We start from the raw sequence: 17,278 nt of genomic DNA, 5'->3' as shown, positions 1-17,278 counted from the left end.
AAAACAGAACAACTTGATCATCATTATTCAATTTTATTGAAAAAGAAACCGCCCTAACCTGCCAGCCATCGCTTACATCCGTGCAGGAGACTTGTCATGTCGCCACTCATTCAACTGCTGGCCAGCGCCGTGGCGCTGATGATGGCCATGGGCATCGGCCGTTTCGCCCTGACCCCGCAGCTGCCGCAACTGATCGCCGAAGGCCAGTTCGACCTGACGGTCGCCGGGCTGGTGGCCGCGGCCAACTACCTGGGTTACTTCATCGGCGCGGTCGATGCCATGTTCGCCCGCTCGCCGGGCCAGGTGCGCCTGCGCCTGCACGGTGGGCTGTGGCTGTGCGTACTGCTGACTCTGGCCTCCTGGGCCGCAGACGGGTTCTGGAGCCACCTGCTGCTGCGCTTCGGCACCGGCGTGGCCAGCGCCTGGGTGCTGGTGATGATCACCAGCCTCAGCCAACAGGTGGCCAATGCCGACAACCGCCAGCGCCTGGGTGCCCTGGTGTTCGCGGGGCCCGGCCTGGGCATTGCGCTGACTGGTTTGCTGGCGCTGGTGGCGCATTTGTGGGGGCTCGGCTCGGCAGCACTGTGGCTGATCTATGCCGTGGCCGCGCTGGTGATGCTGCTGGCGGTGCGGCCTTGGCTGCCCAGGGCGCTGCAAGCCGCGCCGGTATCGCCCGCTACACACCTGGGCCCGACCCGCAGTGTCGGCATCGGTCGCCTGGGGCTGGTATATGCGCTGTATGGCGTAGGTTACATCCTGCCGGCCACCTTCCTGTCGCAGATGGCCAACCAGCAGTTCCACGGGCAGTGGCTCGCAGACCTGTTCTGGCCGGCATTCGGCCTGGCGGCGGCGCTGGGGGTTCTGCTCGTGAGCTTGCGGCGTGGCGGCCGAACCGCGACCTGGCTCACCGCCACCCTGTGGCTGCAGGGGCTGGGTGTGCTGGCCTGCCTGATGGGCGGAGGTGTCGGGCTGGCGTTGGGCGTGGTGCTGTGTGGCGGGCCGTTCCTGGCCTGCATGCAGCTGGTGATGCAACGTTCGCGGGAGCTGGCGCCGCATGCCACGCAGCGCAATGCCGGGCTGCTGACAGCCTGCTTTGCCCTGGGGCAGTTGAGCGGTCCATTGCTGGCGGCGGTCAGCAGCCATTACAGCGGCGGGCTGCAGCCTGCGCTGATGGTGGCCGCGGGTGGGTTGGTGGTGGCTGGGGGGCTGGTGCTGTTTGGCAGCTCTGCACCGCAGGGCAACGCCTGTCAGGCCAAGGCTGCATCCTGAATCGTAGCTGCCTGTGCCGGCCTCTTCGCGGGTAAACCCGCTCCCACAGGTACTGCACAGGCCTTGAAGATTGTGCGGCCCCTGTGGGAGCGGGTTTACCCGCGAAGAGGCCGTAACAGGCTAAAACTCATCCCACAAACTTACGCAACTGCTGCTTCACCCAAGGCTCGGCACTCACCAGAACCACCCCCAGCAGCACCATCAACGCGCCAACCACAAAGTTCAGGCTAAGCGGCTCATCCAGCAACAAAACGCCAAAGGTCACCCCGAACAGCGGGGTGATGAACGAGAACACTGCCAGGTTCGACGCCAGGTATTTGCGCAGCAACCAGAACCAGGTCAGGTAGCTGATGAACGACACCACAATCCCCTGGAACAGCACGCTGCCCATCGCCAGCGGCGTCAGCGTCACCGCGCCGATCTGGCCGCTGAGCAAGGCAATCAGCAGCAACCCGGCAAAGCCCACCGCCAGCTGATAGAACAGGGTCAGGGTCGCCGGTGCTTCCGACAGCCGCGAGCAACGCACCACCACCGTGGTCGCCCCCCAGGCCAGCCCGGCAATCACGCCAAAGGCATCCCCCAGCAGGGTGCGGCCATCCATGTGCTCGAACGACATACCGCCGGCAAACGCCATGGCAATGCCGCCGAACGCCAGCAGAATCCCCAGCCATTGCAGCAGCCGCAGGCGTTCGCTGGGCAACCTGAAATGCAGGCCCAACGCGGTGAACACCGGCGCGGTATAGAGGAACACCGACATGTGCGCCGCCGAGGTCAGCTTCAGCCCCTCGGCAATGAACAGGAACTCCAGACCGAACAGCCCGCCCGCCACCACCCCGGCACGCCAGGTGCTGCCGACCTGCTCCCAACCCCCGCGCCAGCACAGCATCAGGCCCACCAGCACGGCGGCGATGCCGTTGCGCAAGGCCGCCTGCATCACCGGCGCGATATCAATGGCAGCAGTCTTGATCAGGACCTGCTGGCAGCCCCAGATCAGGCACAGCCCCAGCATCACCTGGAAGGCAAAGGCGTCAGGGTTCTTGCGGGCCGCGCTCATGAGCGGGCCTCTGCGATGGTCATTGGCATGGGCGAGGGCTCGGCAGTTATTCAGGAACTACCGATTATCGGGTTTCCATGGCCGCCCTTGCCAGCCTCAAAACGACCTCAGGCGATCTGTGCCTTCGCCGACACCTGCTCGAAGGTGGTTTCGTCCAGCGCATCCTCCTGATCGTCCAGCACCTGGCGCGGGTGCTCGAAGCCGGGGATGCTGCTGTCGATCAGGCTCATCAACCGCGAGCCTCGTTCGGTCAGCACGAAATTCTCGCCATTACCACCATCTTCTTCGGGTCGGGTTTCGATGAAACCACGCTCGAACAATAGCCTCTCGTACTCGCAGGCACGGGTTTTCAGGTGGTCCAGGTCGCCCACCGGCTCCCCCTTGGCAGCCAGTGCCGCAGCGTGCTGCTCGGCATAGGGGCGTGGCGTGAAGCTGTGACCGGCGCCGTTCTGCACCTCGTGCAGCAAACGCTCGATCAGGTCCCAGTCGTAGGCGATGCTCATGGCTACGGGCTCCTGCTGTGGACGGAAGGGGTACACAGGTTGGGACCTGCCGAGGTTGCCCGGCGTTCCGAAATATCTCAGCGCTGGCGTTTTTGCGCTTGCATGTACTGAAGCAGCAACTGGTTGATCCGGGTCTGGTAGCCGCTACCCTGCTCTTTGAACCAGGCGAGGACATCGGAATCGAGGCTAGGTCAGATGCCCAGCTGAGGACAGGCTGACCATGAAGTGCCACCGGTCGAAGGCGCTGAACTAACGGCCAGGCACATGCCTCCACCGGGCATCACCACCGCCGGAGGTAGAAGGATGAAACTGCTGCTGCCCATTGCCTGTGCTACTGCCCTGTCCTGCGCCCTGCCCGCCTGGGCCTGCACACCGGAAGAAGCAACGCAGAAACGCGAAGAGCTGGCCGGGTTGGTCACCCAGTTGACCGAGCAGAACCCGCAGAAGGCCAAGGAGATCAATGACGAGCTTCAAGGGATGGAGCTTGGGACGGCGAGCAAGGATTTGCCCGACAAGTGTCAGCTGATCGACAAGCGGATCAAGGAGTTGAAAGAGGCGGAGAAAAAGGCTGAATAGTTGTCGCCTGTGCTGGCCTCTTCGCGGGTAAACCCGCTCCCACAGGGATCGCACAGGCCTGGAAGCCTGTGGGGTCGCTGTGGGAGCGGGTTCACCCGCGAAGAAACTAACACCGTTACCGAGCGTTACTCAGCCGCAGGCTTGCGCTTCTTCAGCGGCGCCAGGCCGTCAGCGCTGGCCAGCGGTGCATTGGCCTTCGGCTTGGCGGTTGGCTTGCGCTTGGCGGCCGCCTTCTTGTCACCGGTCTTCTTCTCGACCTTTTTCTTCTTGCTGCCAGCCGCCTTGCCCGAGGCCTTGACCTTCTTAGGCCCGTTGTAGGTGCCCTTCACTTCCTTGATCACCCGGCGCTCGAACTGCTGCTTGAGGTAGCGCTCGATGCTCGACATCAGGTTCCAGTCGTTGTGGGTGATCAGCGAGATCGCCAGACCTTCGCCACCGGCACGGCCGGTACGGCCCACGCGGTGCACGTACTCGTCACCGCTGCGCGGCATGTCGAAGTTGATCACCAGGTCCAGGCCGTCGATGTCCAGGCCACGGGCCGCAACGTCGGTAGCCACCAGCACCTTGGAGCTGCCCTGCTTGAAGCGGTCCAGGGCCAGCTTGCGGTCCTTCTGGTCCTTCTCGCCGTGCAGCACGAAGGCCTTCACGTCCTTGGCCACCAGGTGGCCGTAGATGCGGTCGGCCAGGGCGCGGGTGTTGGTGAAGATGATCGCCTTGTCGAAGGTTTCGTTGGCCAGCAGCCACTGCACGATCTGCTCTTTGTGCTGGTCGTGGTCGGCGGTGATGATCTGCTGGCGAGTGCCTTCGGCCAGCTGCGAGACACTGTTGAGCATCAGGTGCTCTGGGTCTTTCAGCACCTTGCCGATGATGTCGCGCAAGGCCGCACCACCGGTGGTGGCGGAGAACAGCAGGGTCTGCTGGCGGTTCTCGCACTCCTTGCACAGGCGCTCCATGTCTTCGGCAAAGCCCATGTCGAGCATGCGGTCGGCTTCGTCGAGGATCAGCACCTGCACGTGGGACAGGTCGAGGTTGCCCGCATTGAGCTGCTCGAGCAGGCGGCCCGGGGTGCCGATCAGCACATCCGGCACCTTGCGCAGCATGGCGGCCTGTTCCTTGAAGTCTTCACCGCCGGTAACCAGGCCCGACTTGATGTAGGTGAACTGCGAGAACAGCTGTACCTGCTTGAGGGTCTGCTGGGCCAGCTCACGGGTCGGCAGCAGGATCAGCGCGCGGATCTCGACGCGGCGTTCGCGCAGGTCGACCAGGCGGTTGAGCAGCGGCAGCACGAAGGCCGCGGTCTTGCCGCTGCCGGTCTGCGCGGTCACGCGCAGGTCACGCCCTTGCAGGGCCAGGGGGATGGCCGCGGCCTGCACCGGGGTTGGCTCGACAAAGTTAAGCTCGGCCACGGCTTTAAGCAGGCGTTCATGCAGGGCGAATTGGGAGAACACGGAGGTAACCTCAGGCAAGTGCGGAAAATTCAGTTGCATAGGGTAACGTTTTCTGCCGCCTTAGCCGAATTTCTTTTGGCAACTTTGTCGCCATCCGCGCTCTAATGGCGCTTCGTTTGGCAACAAAGACTGTACGCAAGCCCATGGATATCCAACGAATCTGGCGTGACTCCCTCGACCTGTGGGGCACCCTTGACCAACATCCGATGCTGCACGCGGCCATCGGCCTGGCGGTGCTGCTGCTGGTTTCCCTGGTCATCGGCCGCCTGGCACGCTTCCTGGTGCTGCATGGCGCCCGCCTGCTGGCCCGCCAGCCAGCGCTGAAGTGGCTGGACGACCTGCGCAACAACAAGGTGTTCCACCGCCTGGCACAGACCACGCCGTCACTGGTGCTGCAGTTCGGCCTGAAACTGGTGCCCGAGCTGTCCGACACCGCCCAGCACTTCCTCGGCAATGTCGCCCTGGCCTTTACCCTGCTGTTCATGACCATGGCGCTGTCGTGCCTGCTGGATGCCCTGCTCGACATCTATGCCCGCACCGAACACGCCCGCACCCGCTCGATCAAGGGTTACGTGCAACTGGCCAAGATGATGCTGTGGATCTTCGCCTCCATCGTCATCGTCGCCACCCTGATTGACCGCTCGCCACTGTTGCTGCTGTCGGGCCTGGGTGCCATGTCGGCGGTGCTGCTGTTGGTGTACAAGGACACCCTGCTGTCGTTCGTCGCCAGTGTGCAACTGACCAGCAACGACATGCTGCACGTGGGCGACTGGATCGAAATGCCCCAGGTGGGCGCCGATGGCGATGTTGTGGACATCACCCTGCACACGGTGAAGGTGCAGAACTTCGACAAGACCATCGTCTCCATCCCCACCTGGCGCCTGATGAGCGAGTCGTTCCGCAACTACCGCGGCATGCAGCAGTCCGGTGGCCGACGCATCAAGCGCAGCCTGTTCATCGACGCGGCCGGCGTGCGGTTTCTGACTCGCGAGGAAGAACAGCGCCTGAGCCAGGTGCACTTGCTGGCCGACTACCTGGCCGGCAAGCGCCAGGAGCTGCAGCGCTGGAACGAGGCCATGGGGCCGGTGGCCGAGCTGTCGGCCAATCGCCGCAAGCTCACCAACATCGGCACCTTCCGGGCGTTTGCCCTGGCCTATCTGAAGAACCATCCCAACGTGCACCCGAACATGACCTGCATGGTGCGGCAGATGCAGACCACCGCAGAGGGCGTGCCGCTGGAGATCTACTGCTTTACCACCACCACGGTGTGGGCGGATTACGAGCGGATTCAGGGGGATATCTTCGATTATCTGCTGGCGGTGTTGCCGGAGTTTGGCTTGAGCCTGTATCAGCAGCCAAGTGGCAACGACATGCGGGTGGGGTTGAGCGGGCGTGTATCGCAGGAGCCTGTGCCGCGTCGACTGGAAGACATGAGCGAGGCTTGATATTGCCGGGGCTGCTTCGCAGCCCATCGCCGGCAAGCCAGCTCCCACAGAGGTCACGCAGATCGTGAGATCTTCGTTGTACCTGTGGGAGCGGCTTTAGCCGCGAAGAATCCAACGCGGTGCATGGCACCGGCTGCGCCGGTGTTCGCGGCTAAAGCCGCTCCCACAAGGCCCCTGCTAATTCAAAGAGTTATGTGCAGTTCGATGAGAACTGGCTTGCCGGCGATGGGCCGCAAAGCGGCCCCAAATTGTTTGACTGACAGGCATTACGAGGGTGGTGTTTAAGCAGCCCTTTTCGTGTAAGGGCCGAGTCAGGGTTGCGCATTCATGGTTGTCGAAAGGCGGTTGCTCTCGCGTCCATGGACCATGCAATACAGCGCACCGGCCAGGATCAACCCCATCGCCCAACTGATATCCGCCCCCAGCCACTCGGCCACGAAGCCCGTGTAGAACGACAGTTTCATGAACGGGATGGTACCGATGATCGACACGGCGTACACCGCCAGGCTTCGACGATTGAAGCAGCCATAACGCCCCTTGGAGTCATACAGCGCCCCCACATCATAGTGGCCTCGGCATACCCAGTAGTAATCCACCAGGTTGATGGCACTCCATGGGATCAACAGGTACAGCTGGCCGATCAGGATGTCGGCAAAGAACGTATCGAAATTGTACTGGGTGGCGATGGCGATCACCGTTGCCGCTGCGGTCAGCCCAGCCATTACCAAGGCCTTGGCCGTCGCGGTCACGCGCCGGATGGACTTGAAGGCACCAAAGATCGTGACCGACGACATGTAGGCGCTGTACAGGCACAGCACGTTGTACTGGATCACCCCCAGCGCTATCACTGCCAGCGCCAGCGGCGCCCACGGGCCAAACAACGCGGCAATGGCTGTGGCCGGGTCATGCCCCAGTGCCGACGGCAATGCCACTGCCACCAGCGCGCCCAGTGCCATCATGGCGAAGGAGCCCAGCGCACAACCGCAATAGGTGGCCCAGAACGTGGCGCGTGGGTTGACGTTGGCCGGGAGGTAGCGCGAGTAATCGGCTACATAGGGGCCATACCCCAGCGTCCAGGAGGCCGACTGGGCCACGATCAGGTTGAAGGCGGTGAACGAGAAGCCGGTACTCACTGCCGTTGTGGTTGCCATGTCGCCAGGGTGCAGCAGGATCAGCACCAGGGCGCCGGCAAAAACCAGTGTGGACAACAGGCTCATCCACGCGCCCAGGCGGTGGATCAGCTCGTAGCCGACAAAGCCGATGACAAAGGTCAGCAAGCCGACCACCACGATCGCCTGGTCATCGCTCATGGGCACCAGCGCCTGCAAGGCACTGCGCATCAGCACGCCGCTGGCGGCGAGGAACAGGACTGCGGCCGTGACCATCACCAGCAGAGGGAGCGCGGCACCATGGACACCGAACTGGGCCCGGCTCTGGATCATCTGTGGCACGCCCAGGTGAGGCCCCTGGGCAGAGTGCGCGGCCATGAACACGGTACCGATGAGGTTGCCGACCAACAGGCCCAACAAGGTCCAGCCAAGGCTTAGCCCCGATGCAATGCCCAGGGTGCCGACCATCAGCGCGGTTATCTGGAAGTTGGAGCTGAACCAGATAGTGAACAATCGTTTAGGCGTGCCATAACGCTCTGCGTGTGGGACAAATTCGATACTTCGCGTTTCTAGCTTCACGCCGGTCTCCCGATTTTGTTTTCCTGATTATCGGTTAGGGACCGGCGGAATTTGGGTTCAGTAACGAACGCGTCATAGCTGACTGCGCCATGGCTTGCTTGATAACGTCAGGGTACCCAGGCGGCTCATCCACACCGACGCCAGGATCACCGCCGCGCCGATGAACAGCCTGCCCAATGGCTCGTCCTGGTTCCAGATCAGCAAATTGAGCAGCAACCCTACCGGCACATGCAGGTTGTTCATCACCGCCAGCGTCCCGCCCGAAACCATGCAGGCGCCCTTGTTCCACCAGTACAGCCCCAGCGCCGTCGGGCACAGGCCCAGGAACAGCAGCACCAGCCACTGCACATCGGTGGTCGGCAGGTGCTGGGCGTTGCCAAACAGCAGGAAGGCCGGCAATACCACGATCAACGCGCCCAGATAGAAGTAGCCAAAGCGCTTGTAATGCGGCAGGTCGCTGGGGTGGCGTGCAACCAGATGGCGGTACAGCACCTGGCCGGCGGCGTAGGTGAAGTTGGCCAGTTGCAGCAGCAGGAAGCCGATGAAGAACTCGCCGCTGATGGTGTCGAAGCGGATCACCGCCGCGCCGGCCACCGCCACCAGCGCTGCCAGCAGGGCCCACGGGTTGAAGCGCCGGTTCAAGGCGTCTTCGATCAGCGTCACGTGCAACGGCGTGAGAATGGTGAACAGCAGCACCTCCGGCACGGTGAGCACGCGAAAGCTCAGGTACAGGCAGACGTAGGTGATGCCGTACTGCAACGCGCCGATCAGCAGCATAGAGCGCATGAAGCGCGGCTCGACCTGGCGCCAGCGGGTCAGCGGCAGGAACACCAGGCCAGCCAGCACCACGCGCGCGAGCACGGCAAAGTAGCTGTCGACGTGCCCGGCCAGGTACTCGCCGATCAGGCTGAAGGAAAACGCCTGGATCAGCGCGACGATTATCAGGTAGCCCATGGTTGCCTCTCGTGGATCAAGGCCGCGACCTTAGCGGGTTGCGATGAATGAGTTCAACCATGAGGAATGTGGGGCTGTGCCGGCCTCTTCGCGGGTAAACCCGCTCCCACAGGGACACCACTGATCTCAGGTGCCGTGATATTCCTGTGGGAGCGGGTTTACCCGCGAAGAGGCCGGCACAGGCCCACACAAAATTCACAGGCATAAAAAAGCCCGGCCATGCGGGCCGGGCAGGTACACCCAAAGGAGCAACAACAGGTGTCAGGGTTGGGAATTCGCTAAGCTTCAGGCCACCGCCGCCAGCTTGGCCTTGGCCTGGTTGACGCCCTTCTCGTGGAACTCGCCGCTCATGTTCAGGCCTTCGGCATGGATGAAGTCGACATCGTGAATGCCGATGAAGGCCATTACCTGGCGCAGGTACGGTTCCTGGTGGTCGCTGGTGGCACCGGCGTGGATGCCGCCACGGGCCGTCAGGACGATGGCGCGCTTGCCGGTCAGCAAGCCCTGCGGGCCGGTGGGGGTGTACTTGAAGGTGATGCCGGCACGCAGCACGTGGTCCAGCCAGGCCTTGAGGGTGCTGGGGATGGTGAAGTTGTACATCGGCGCAGCCATCACCAGCACATCGGCAGCAAGCAATTCATCAGTCAGTTGGTTGGATCGGGCCAGCGCTTCCAGTTCGGCAGCGCTGCGCTGTTCTTCAGGCTTCATCCAGCCACCCAGCAGGTTGGCGTCCAGGTGCGGCACCGGGTTCACGGCCAGGTCGCGCACACTGATCTGATCGGCCGGGTGGGCGGCCTGCCACTGCTGGATGAAATCACGGGTCAGCTGACGGGAAACGGAATCCTGCTGGCGGGCGCTGCTTTCGATGATCAGTACGCGGGACATTGGGGTGCCTCCATCGGCAAAAGGGTTGCGATTCGATGGAGGTGAGATTACGGGTTGACCTATCGATAAAAAAGCGTAAAAAATGGGTTCAATCTATCGATTTATCAGTTTATTCTGCACTGCAGTTCAAGGCGATCCGTAGTTTGATGATCTGCCGGTTGAACTTGGCAGTGACATCGACGCTTTTACCGGCCGGTACGTTCACCCGGCGCACCCTTGGTGCCTCGGGGCCATTGCGGAAGGTCACCTTGCACGCGGCCGGTACCTGCCCGTAGTTGTTGAGGGTGATGGCGCCAATGTCGTAGGCCGTGTCATAGGCGGTGTAATCGAGCTTTACCCCGGTCAGTTCCTTCTCAACGTCGATGGGATAAGCCATGGCCCCGAGGGGCAGGCACATCAGTATTGCCGCACAACATTTCTTCATTGGCCGCTCTCCTTGAAAGAGCGCAGCTTAGGACAACAGGAGCGAAAGATGAAAGCGCCGCGCGTAACCCTTGACCAGTGGCGAACCCTGCAGGCAGTGGTCGATCACGGTGGGTTTGCCCAGGCCGCCGAGGCACTGCACCGCTCGCAGTCATCGGTCAGCTACACCGTGGCCCGCATGCAGGAGCAACTGGGCGTGCCGCTGCTGCGCATCGACGGCCGCAAGGCGGTGCTCACCGAGGCCGGCAATGTCCTGCTGCGCCGTTCGCGCCACCTGGTCAAGCAGGCCAGCCAGCTCGAAGACCTTGCCCACCACATGGAACAGGGCTGGGAGGCCGAGGTACGCCTGGTGGTCGATGCCGCCTACCCCAGTGCCCGCCTGGTCCGCGCCCTGGCCGCGTTCATGCCGCAGAGCCGTGGCTGCCGGGTGCGCCTGCGTGAAGAAGTGCTGTCTGGCGTCGAGGAAGTGATGCACGAAGGCATCGCCGACCTGGCTATCAGCAGCTACAGCATCGGCGGCTACCTGGGCGCCGAACTGAGCGCGGTGGAGTTCGTCGCCGTCGCCCACCCCGAACACAGCCTGCACCGCCTGGGCCGCGAACTGACCTTCCAGGACCTGGAGAGCCAGTTGCAGGTGGTAATCCGCGACTCCGGCCGCGCCCAGCCGCGCGATGTCGGCTGGCTGGGTGCCGAGCAACGCTGGACCGTCGGCAGCCTGGGCACCGCCGCTACCTTCGTCAGCAGCGGCCTGGGCTTTGCCTGGCTGCCCCGCCACATGATCGAGCGCGAGCTGCGCGAAGGCGTGCTCAAGCCGTTGCCGCTGGATCAGGGTGGCAGCCGCCACCCACTGTTCTACCTTTATTCGAGCAAAGAGAAGACCTTGGGCCCGGCTACGCAGATCCTCATCGACCTGCTGCGCAATTTCGACACCGCGCCACTGGACGTGCCCTTCGCAGCCCCCCCGCAAGCCTGAGAGGACCGCGCCCATGGCCTATTTCGAACACGAAGGATGCACACTGCATTACGAGGAATACGGCCAGGGCGAACCCCTGGTATTGCTGCATGGCCTGGGCTCCAGCTGCCAGGACTGGGAGCTGCAGGTGCCGGTGCTCAGCCGCCACTACCGGGTAATCCTCATGGACATCCGCGGCCACGGCCGCTCCGACAAGCCACGCGACGGTTACCAGATTGCCACCTTCAGTGCCGACCTGCTGGCCCTGCTCGAACACCTGCACACCGGCCCCGTGCACATCGTCGGCCTGTCCATGGGTGGCATGGTCGCCTTCCAGTTCGCTGTCGACCACCCGCAGTGGCTGCGCAGCCTGTGCATCGTCAACAGCGCCCCCGAGGTCAAGCGCCGCACTCGCAGTGACTGGGTATGGTGGCTCAAGCGCTGGGGCCTGGCGCGCCTGCTCAGTGTCGAAACCGTCGGCAAGGGCCTGGCCGAGCGGCTGTTTCCCAAACCGCAGCAGGCCGAACTGCGGCACAAGATGGCCCAGCGCTGGGCACGCAACGACAAGCGCGCCTACCTCAAGAGTTTCGACGCCATCGTCGACTGGGGCGTGCAGGAACGCATCGGCCAGGTTCACTGTCCTACCCTGGTGATCGCAGCCGACCAGGATTACACCCCGATACAACTGAAAGAACGCTACGTCGCCCTGATGCCCCACGCCAGGCTGGTGGTCATCGACGATTCCCGGCACGCTACACCCCTCGACCAACCCGAGGTCTTCAACCAGACCCTGCTGCAGTTCCTTGCAGCCGCTTCCACCTCTCAAGGATCTTTGAGCCCATGCTGAAAAAACTCCTGCTCACCGCCTGCTCGGTCGCCTTCGCCACCAGCGTCATGGCCTCCGACAAGACCCCGCACGTACTGCTGGAAACCAGCTTCGGCCAGGTCGAAATCGAGCTGAATGCCGAGAAGGCACCGATCAGTACCAAGAACTTCCTGGAATACGTCGACAGCGGCTTCTACAACAACACCATCTTCCACCGGGTAATCCCGGGCTTCATGGTCCAGGGCGGCGGTTTCACCGACCAGATGGTGCAGAAGAACACCCGAGCCCCGATCACCAACGAAGCCGGCAACGGCCTGCAGAACACCCGTGGCACGCTGTCCATGGCCCGTACCCAGGACCCGAACTCGGCCACCAGCCAGTTCTTCATCAACGTGGCCGACAACGACTTCCTCAACCCTGGGCGTGACCGTGGCTATGCCGTATTCGGCAAGGTGACCAAGGGCATGGAAGTGGTCGACCAGATCGTCAATTCGCCAACCACCATCAAGAAAGGCATGCGCGATGTACCGACCGATCCGGTCTACATCAAGTCGGCCAAACGCATCGACTGACCGCAGGCTTCACAGGGACGTGAAACCGCCTGAGGGTCGGATGAAACAGGAGTGTCGTCACCCATGCTGTACCGCCGTTTCGAGCAGTTGATCGATATCTTCCGCGACGCGCCCAGCGAGTCGCCACCCGGCCAGGTCTGGCCGTTCTACCTGTACTACCTGCGCCAGGTGTGGCCGAGTTTTGTCGCCCTGCTGGTGGTGGGCCTGGTCGCCTCGCTGATCGAGGTGGCGATGTTCAGCTACCTCAGCCGCATCATCGACCTGGCACAGGGCACGCCCAATGCCAGTTTCTTCAGCGAACACAGCGGCGAACTGATCTGGATGCTGGTGGTGATCCTGCTGCTGCGCCCGGTGTTCTTCGGCCTGCACGACCTGCTCGTGCACCAGACCATCAACCCCGGCATGACCAGCCTGATCCGCTGGCAGAACCACACCTATGTACTCAAGCAGAGCCTGAACTTCTTCCAGAGCGACTTCGCCGGGCGCATCGCCCAGCGCATCATGCAGACCGGCAACTCACTGCGAGACTCTGCGGTGCAGGCGGTGGATGCGCTATGGCACGTGCTGATCTACGCCATCACCTCGCTGGTGCTGTTCGCCGAGGCCGACTGGCGCCTGATGCTGCCGCTGCTGCTATGGATCGCAGGCTACATCGCCGCGCTGTTCTACTTCGTCCCCCGGGTGAAGGAGCGTTCGGTGATTTCCTCCGACGCCCGCTCCAAGCTGATGGGCCGCATCGTCGACGGCTACACCAACATCGCCACCCTCAAGCTGTTCGCCCACACCGACTTCGAACAGCAGTACGCGCGCGAAGCGATCCGCGAACAGACAGAGAAAACCCAGCTGGCCGCACGCGTGGTCACCAGCATGGACGTGGTCATCACCACCCTCAATGGCTTGCTGGTGGTCGCCACCACAGGCCTGGCGCTGTGGCTGTGGAGCCAGTCGCTGATCACCGTCGGCGCCATCGCCCTGGCCACCGGCCTGGTGATTCGCATCGTCAACATGTCGGGCTGGATCATGTGGGTGGTCAACGGCATCTTCGAGAACATCGGCATGGTCCAGGACGGCCTGCAGACCATCGCCCAGCCGGTCACCGTCACCGACCGGCCCAACGCACCGGCGCTCAAGGTCAGCCGCGGTGCGGTGCGTTTCGATGATGTGGACTTCCATTACGGCAAGGCCGCCAACGTGATCGAAGGGCTCAGCCTGGACATACGCCCGGGCGAGAAGATCGGCCTGATCGGCCCGTCGGGGGCAGGCAAGTCGACCCTGGTGAACCTGCTGCTGAGGCTGTATGACGTGCAGGGCGGGCGCATCCTCATCGACGGCCAGGACATTGCCGAAGTGAGCCAGGCCAGCCTGCGCGCGCAGATCGGCATGATCACCCAGGACACCTCGCTGCTGCACCGCTCAATCCGTGACAACCTGCTGTATGGCCGCCCCGATGCCAGCGAGGCCGCGCTTCATGAAGCGGTGCGCCGGGCCCGCGCCGACGAGTTCATCCCGCAGCTGTCGGACGCTCAGGGTCGCACCGGTTTCGATGCCCATGTGGGCGAGCGCGGGGTCAAGCTGTCGGGTGGCCAGCGCCAGCGCATCGCGATTGCCCGGGTATTATTGAAGAATGCACCGATCCTGATCATGGACGAGGCCACTTCAGCGCTGGATTCGGAGGTGGAGGCAGCGATCCAGGAAAGCCTGGAGACGCTGATGCAGGGCAAGACGGTGATCGCGATTGCCCACCGGCTTTCCACCATCGCGCGGATGGACCGGCTGGTAGTGCTGGACAAGGGGCGGATTGTCGAGAGTGGCAGCCACAGTGAACTGCTCGAGCAGCAAGGCTTGTATGCCCGGTTGTGGCATCACCAGACCGGGGGGTTTGTCGGGGTCGACTGATTCCTGTACTGGCCTCTTCGCGGGTGAACCCGCTCCCACAGGGACCGCACAAATTTCACGGCCTGTGCAGTACCTGTGGGAGCGGGTTCACCCGCGAAAGGGCCGGCACAGGCAATATGAATGGATCAGTCCCGGCGATAGGGCAACATCCCCCTGGCCTCCTCGGCATACGCCAGCACCCCTTCCCGCTCCTGCGCCAGAAAATCCTCTACCGCCCGCCGCAGCCCCGGGTGCAGCAGGTAGTGCCACGACCGCGTCAGCACCGGCTCGAACCCTCGAATCAGCTTGTGCTCCCCCTGTGCCCCGGCATCGAAACGCTGCAGCCCTTCGGCAATGGCAAAGTCCATGCCCTGGTAGAAACAGGTTTCGAAATGCAGCCGGTCGAACTCGTCCAGGCACCCCCAATAACGGCCAAACAGGCTGTCGCCCCCCACCAGGCTCAGGGCCATGGCCACATCACGGCCACCCTGCCGCGCCATCACCACGCGCAACGCTTCGGGCATGCGCTCGGCAAGCAGGCTGAAGAACTCGCGTGTCAGGTAGGGCGCACGGCGGCGCACCGCGTAGGTATTGGCGTAGCAGCGGTAGACGAAATCCCACTGCGCCTCATCCAGTTCACCCCCACGGTACCAGCGGAATTCAATACCATGCCCGGCAACCTGTTCACGCTCCTTGCGCATCTGCTTGCGCTTGCGCGAACTCAGGCTGTCGAGAAAATCCTGAAAGTCACGATAGCCGTGGTTGCGCCAATGAAACTGGCAGCCCAGGCGCTCCATCCAGCCAGGCTGGCCTGCCAGTTGTTCGTCCAACGCCGGCTCGGTGAAATTGATGTGCGCGCCAGACAGCCCTCCCTTGGCCAGGTACTCCGGCAACGCCTGCAGCACCAGCAGGCCATCGGCTGGGTCGGCGGCGAGCAGGCGCGGGCCGCTGACCGGGCTGAACGGCACGGCACCGAGCAGCTTGGGGTAGTAGGCAATGCCGGCCCGCTCACAGGCATCGGCCCAGCCATGGTCGAACACGTACTCACCAAACGAGTGCCATTTGCGGTACGCCGGCAGCAGCGCCCGTACCCGCCCGTCACGTTCCAGCACCAGGTGCTCGGCGGCCCAGCCGGTGTTGCGCGCGACGCTGCCGCTGTCCTCCATGGCGCTGAGAAACGCATGGCGCAGGAACGGTTGGCCAGCGGGCACCAGGGCATCCCAGGTGGCCGCCGGAAGATCACGCAAATGAGCAAGGCTGTACAGGCTGGTCACGGTTTCGGCTCGCTGTTTCAAGGTACCCAGTATCCCCAAGGAAGGCCCGCCACTCAAATCACGATAGCCGGGACAGATCCTTTTATTCTCAATTACTTAACCGCAGTGCCACCAATTCGACATTAATCTGTCATTCGCCCCCGCAATACTTGCGCCTGTTTTCCGGAACCCCAGAACCTGTCTATTCAGGCCCTTTCCGAAGACATGCCAACACAGGGGCGGGCGCTTGAGCCTCCCCATCTTATTCAACAGGGAGAACCTTATGCGTCTTGTTTCTACACTTACCGGAGTGAGCCTCACCGGCATGATGCTGGCTCTGAGTACTCCGGCCAGTGCAGCTGTCGACGCCAAGCTGCTCGAAATGCTCCGCGCCAATGGCTCGATCAACCAGGCGCAGTACAACGAACTGCAGGCGGACCTGGCTCAAGAAACCAAGGAAAAGGCCGCTCAGAAAGCTCAGTCCGAACGGATGAGCTCCTTTGAACAGAAAGTGGCATGGGCCGCCAAGACCCAGGTCAAGGGTGATTTGCGCCTGCGTTACGAAGACGTCAACGTCGACGACCCGAACAGCAGCAGCGGCAACCAGGACCGCCAGCGCGTGCGTGCCCGTGTCGGCTTCTACAGCGAAATCAACCCGCAGGTCGACGCGGGCATCCGTATCGCCACCGGCAGCAGTGCCGACCGCCGTTCGACCAACCAGAGCTTCGACAACTACTTCGACAAGAAGTCGCTGTGGGTCGACCAGGCCTACCTCGACTGGCACCCGACTGCAGTTCCCAACCTGCACCTGATTGGCGGCAAGATGGCGCAGCCATGGGTGAGCATGGGCGACATCATCTGGGACAGCGACATCAACCCGGAAGGCGTGGCAGCCACCTACAAGACCGACCTGGGCGGGGCCGAAGTGTTCGCCAGCGCCGGTCAGTACACCCTCAAGGACAACGTCGATGGCGACGGCGTGCAATACAAGCATGACGCACAGGTCTATCACGGCCAGTTGGGCGCCAAATTCGCCCCGGCCGATGTGCTCAAGCTGACCGTAGGTGCCAGTATCTATGGCTACGACAACGACAAGGAAGCCACCATCCTGCAGTCGTTCGGCAACACCACCAACGAGTTCAACCTCGTGGAAGGCTTCGGCCAGATGGACTTCACCGGCTTTGCCATCCCGCTCTCTGCTTACGGTCAGTATGTGAAAAACACCGAGAGCACCGATGGCGAAGACCAGGCCTGGTTGGCGGGCCTGAAAACCAAGGTCGGCGCCTGGAGCCTGGACTACAACTACCGCGACGTGCAGCGTAACGCCGTGGTCAGCCTGTTCACCGACTCTGACTTTGGCAACGGCTTTACCGGTTCGCGCGGGCACAAGTTCAAGGTCGGATATGAAATCGACAAGAACTTCTCCCTGGGCGCTGCCTACCTGATGGCCAAGACCGACCTGTCGCAGTTGCCCAACAGCGATGCCGATGTAGATACCCTGCAGGTAGACCTGGAAGCCAAGTTCTAAGCAAAACCCTGCACTGCTTCACCTGAA

General features: G+C 62.8%; 16 protein-coding genes and 1 pseudogene. 8 read left to right on the top strand and 9 right to left on the bottom strand.

Annotated elements, in window-relative coordinates; all coding sequences use genetic code 11:
- Positions 1-96 precede the first annotated feature (96 nt).
- Positions 97-1,269, top strand: coding sequence for an MFS transporter (locus tag RR51_RS03090; RefSeq protein ID WP_039612592.1), 1,173 nt, complete (start codon positions 97-99; stop codon positions 1,267-1,269).
- Between the two features lie 127 nt (positions 1,270-1,396).
- Here RR51_RS03090 and RR51_RS03085 read toward each other — a convergent pair whose 3' ends face one another.
- The 3 genes and pseudogenes from RR51_RS03085 to RR51_RS28820 form a co-directional block, all read right to left on the bottom strand.
- Positions 1,397-2,323 (bottom strand): DMT family transporter, encoded by a 927-nt coding sequence (locus tag RR51_RS03085; RefSeq protein ID WP_013973697.1) that lies wholly within the window; start codon positions 2,321-2,323, stop codon positions 1,397-1,399.
- A 107-nt stretch (positions 2,324-2,430) separates the two neighbouring features.
- Positions 2,431-2,826, bottom strand: coding sequence for a hypothetical protein (locus RR51_RS03080; RefSeq protein WP_039612591.1), 396 nt, complete (start codon positions 2,824-2,826; stop codon positions 2,431-2,433).
- A gap of 77 nt (positions 2,827-2,903) precedes the next feature.
- Positions 2,904-3,011, bottom strand: a pseudogene (locus RR51_RS28820) (BrnA antitoxin family protein); the annotation flags it as partial.
- Between the two features lie 118 nt (positions 3,012-3,129).
- Here RR51_RS28820 and RR51_RS03075 point away from each other — a divergent pair.
- The gene (locus RR51_RS03075; RefSeq protein ID WP_013973700.1) at positions 3,130-3,402 is read left to right on the top strand and encodes a hypothetical protein; all 273 of its coding nucleotides are present in this window, start codon (positions 3,130-3,132) and stop codon (positions 3,400-3,402) included.
- Between the two features lie 125 nt (positions 3,403-3,527).
- Here the strand turns inward: RR51_RS03075 and RR51_RS03070 are convergent, their stop codons facing one another.
- Positions 3,528-4,889, bottom strand: coding sequence for a DEAD/DEAH box helicase (locus RR51_RS03070; RefSeq protein WP_039612590.1), 1,362 nt, complete (start codon positions 4,887-4,889; stop codon positions 3,528-3,530).
- 104 nt (positions 4,890-4,993) lie between these two features.
- Between RR51_RS03070 and RR51_RS03065 the strand changes: the two genes are divergently transcribed.
- On the top strand, positions 4,994-6,295 hold the full coding sequence (locus RR51_RS03065; RefSeq protein WP_039612589.1) for a mechanosensitive ion channel family protein: 1,302 nt from the start codon (positions 4,994-4,996) through the stop codon (positions 6,293-6,295).
- 311 nt (positions 6,296-6,606) lie between these two features.
- Here the strand turns inward: RR51_RS03065 and RR51_RS03060 are convergent, their stop codons facing one another.
- The 4 genes from RR51_RS03060 to RR51_RS03045 form a co-directional block, all read right to left on the bottom strand.
- The gene (locus RR51_RS03060) at positions 6,607-7,983 is read right to left on the bottom strand and encodes a purine-cytosine permease family protein (protein WP_039612588.1); all 1,377 of its coding nucleotides are present in this window, start codon (positions 7,981-7,983) and stop codon (positions 6,607-6,609) included.
- A 72-nt stretch (positions 7,984-8,055) separates the two neighbouring features.
- Entirely contained in the window at positions 8,056-8,937 is an 882-nt protein-coding gene (locus RR51_RS03055; RefSeq protein ID WP_039612587.1) for a carboxylate/amino acid/amine transporter, read from the bottom strand.
- Positions 8,938-9,222: 285 nt separating this feature from the next.
- Positions 9,223-9,822: an FMN-dependent NADH-azoreductase gene (locus RR51_RS03050; protein WP_039612586.1), complete on the bottom strand. Its 600-nt coding sequence runs from the start codon at positions 9,820-9,822 to the stop codon at positions 9,223-9,225.
- A 109-nt stretch (positions 9,823-9,931) separates the two neighbouring features.
- Positions 9,932-10,246: a hypothetical protein gene (locus RR51_RS03045; RefSeq protein WP_012051530.1), complete on the bottom strand. Its 315-nt coding sequence runs from the start codon at positions 10,244-10,246 to the stop codon at positions 9,932-9,934.
- 48 nt (positions 10,247-10,294) lie between these two features.
- Between RR51_RS03045 and RR51_RS03040 the strand changes: the two genes are divergently transcribed.
- The 4 genes from RR51_RS03040 (at position 10,295) to RR51_RS03025 (ending at position 14,491) form a co-directional block, all read left to right on the top strand.
- Positions 10,295-11,218 (top strand): LysR family transcriptional regulator, encoded by a 924-nt coding sequence (locus RR51_RS03040; RefSeq protein ID WP_012273620.1) that lies wholly within the window; start codon positions 10,295-10,297, stop codon positions 11,216-11,218.
- A 13-nt stretch (positions 11,219-11,231) separates the two neighbouring features.
- Positions 11,232-12,044 carry an alpha/beta fold hydrolase gene (locus RR51_RS03035; protein ID WP_013973707.1) on the top strand — a complete coding sequence of 271 codons (813 nt, stop codon included), beginning with the start codon at positions 11,232-11,234 and terminating at the stop codon, positions 12,042-12,044.
- Positions 12,038-12,595, top strand: a complete 558-nt coding sequence (locus tag RR51_RS03030) for a peptidylprolyl isomerase (RefSeq protein WP_039612585.1) — start codon at positions 12,038-12,040, stop codon at positions 12,593-12,595. Before RR51_RS03035 ends, RR51_RS03030 begins: the two co-directional genes overlap by 7 nt.
- A gap of 63 nt (positions 12,596-12,658) precedes the next feature.
- A complete protein-coding gene (locus RR51_RS03025; protein WP_015271302.1) occupies positions 12,659-14,491 on the top strand; it encodes an ABC transporter ATP-binding protein in 1,833 nt (610 codons plus the stop codon).
- A gap of 125 nt (positions 14,492-14,616) precedes the next feature.
- Here RR51_RS03025 and RR51_RS03020 read toward each other — a convergent pair whose 3' ends face one another.
- Complete coding sequence (locus RR51_RS03020) at positions 14,617-15,744, bottom strand: GNAT family N-acetyltransferase (protein ID WP_039612714.1); 1,128 nt, start codon at positions 15,742-15,744, stop codon at positions 14,617-14,619.
- 262 nt (positions 15,745-16,006) lie between these two features.
- Between RR51_RS03020 and RR51_RS03015 the strand changes: the two genes are divergently transcribed.
- Positions 16,007-17,251, top strand: a complete 1,245-nt coding sequence (locus RR51_RS03015) for a putative porin (protein WP_039612584.1) — start codon at positions 16,007-16,009, stop codon at positions 17,249-17,251.
- Positions 17,252-17,278 lie beyond the last annotated feature (27 nt).

The organism is Pseudomonas sp. C5pp, from assembly GCF_000814065.1.
Classification (GTDB): Bacteria; Pseudomonadota; Gammaproteobacteria; order Pseudomonadales; family Pseudomonadaceae; genus Aquipseudomonas; species Aquipseudomonas asiatica.
The sequence above is the reverse complement of the archived record's forward strand: the minus strand, read 5'-3'. Positions and strand labels throughout refer to the sequence as shown.

Coding starts and splice junctions, on each gene's coding strand:
- RR51_RS03030 (WP_039612585.1), top strand. CDS start 12,038: ATGCTGAAAAAACTCCTGCTCACCGCCTGCTCGGTCGCCTTCGCCACC.
- RR51_RS03070 (WP_039612590.1), bottom strand. CDS start 4,889: ATGCAACTGAATTTTCCGCACTTGCCTGAGGTTACCTCCGTGTTCTCC.
- RR51_RS03055 (WP_039612587.1), bottom strand. CDS start 8,937: ATGGGCTACCTGATAATCGTCGCGCTGATCCAGGCGTTTTCCTTCAGC.
- RR51_RS03025 (WP_015271302.1), top strand. CDS start 12,659: ATGCTGTACCGCCGTTTCGAGCAGTTGATCGATATCTTCCGCGACGCG.
- RR51_RS03045 (WP_012051530.1), bottom strand. CDS start 10,246: ATGAAGAAATGTTGTGCGGCAATACTGATGTGCCTGCCCCTCGGGGCC.
- RR51_RS03035 (WP_013973707.1), top strand. CDS start 11,232: ATGGCCTATTTCGAACACGAAGGATGCACACTGCATTACGAGGAATAC.
- RR51_RS03050 (WP_039612586.1), bottom strand. CDS start 9,822: ATGTCCCGCGTACTGATCATCGAAAGCAGCGCCCGCCAGCAGGATTCC.
- RR51_RS03090 (WP_039612592.1), top strand. CDS start 97: ATGTCGCCACTCATTCAACTGCTGGCCAGCGCCGTGGCGCTGATGATG.
- RR51_RS03080 (WP_039612591.1), bottom strand. CDS start 2,826: ATGAGCATCGCCTACGACTGGGACCTGATCGAGCGTTTGCTGCACGAG.
- RR51_RS03040 (WP_012273620.1), top strand. CDS start 10,295: ATGAAAGCGCCGCGCGTAACCCTTGACCAGTGGCGAACCCTGCAGGCA.
- RR51_RS03075 (WP_013973700.1), top strand. CDS start 3,130: ATGAAACTGCTGCTGCCCATTGCCTGTGCTACTGCCCTGTCCTGCGCC.
- RR51_RS03015 (WP_039612584.1), top strand. CDS start 16,007: ATGCGTCTTGTTTCTACACTTACCGGAGTGAGCCTCACCGGCATGATG.
- RR51_RS03065 (WP_039612589.1), top strand. CDS start 4,994: ATGGATATCCAACGAATCTGGCGTGACTCCCTCGACCTGTGGGGCACC.
- RR51_RS03085 (WP_013973697.1), bottom strand. CDS start 2,323: ATGAGCGCGGCCCGCAAGAACCCTGACGCCTTTGCCTTCCAGGTGATG.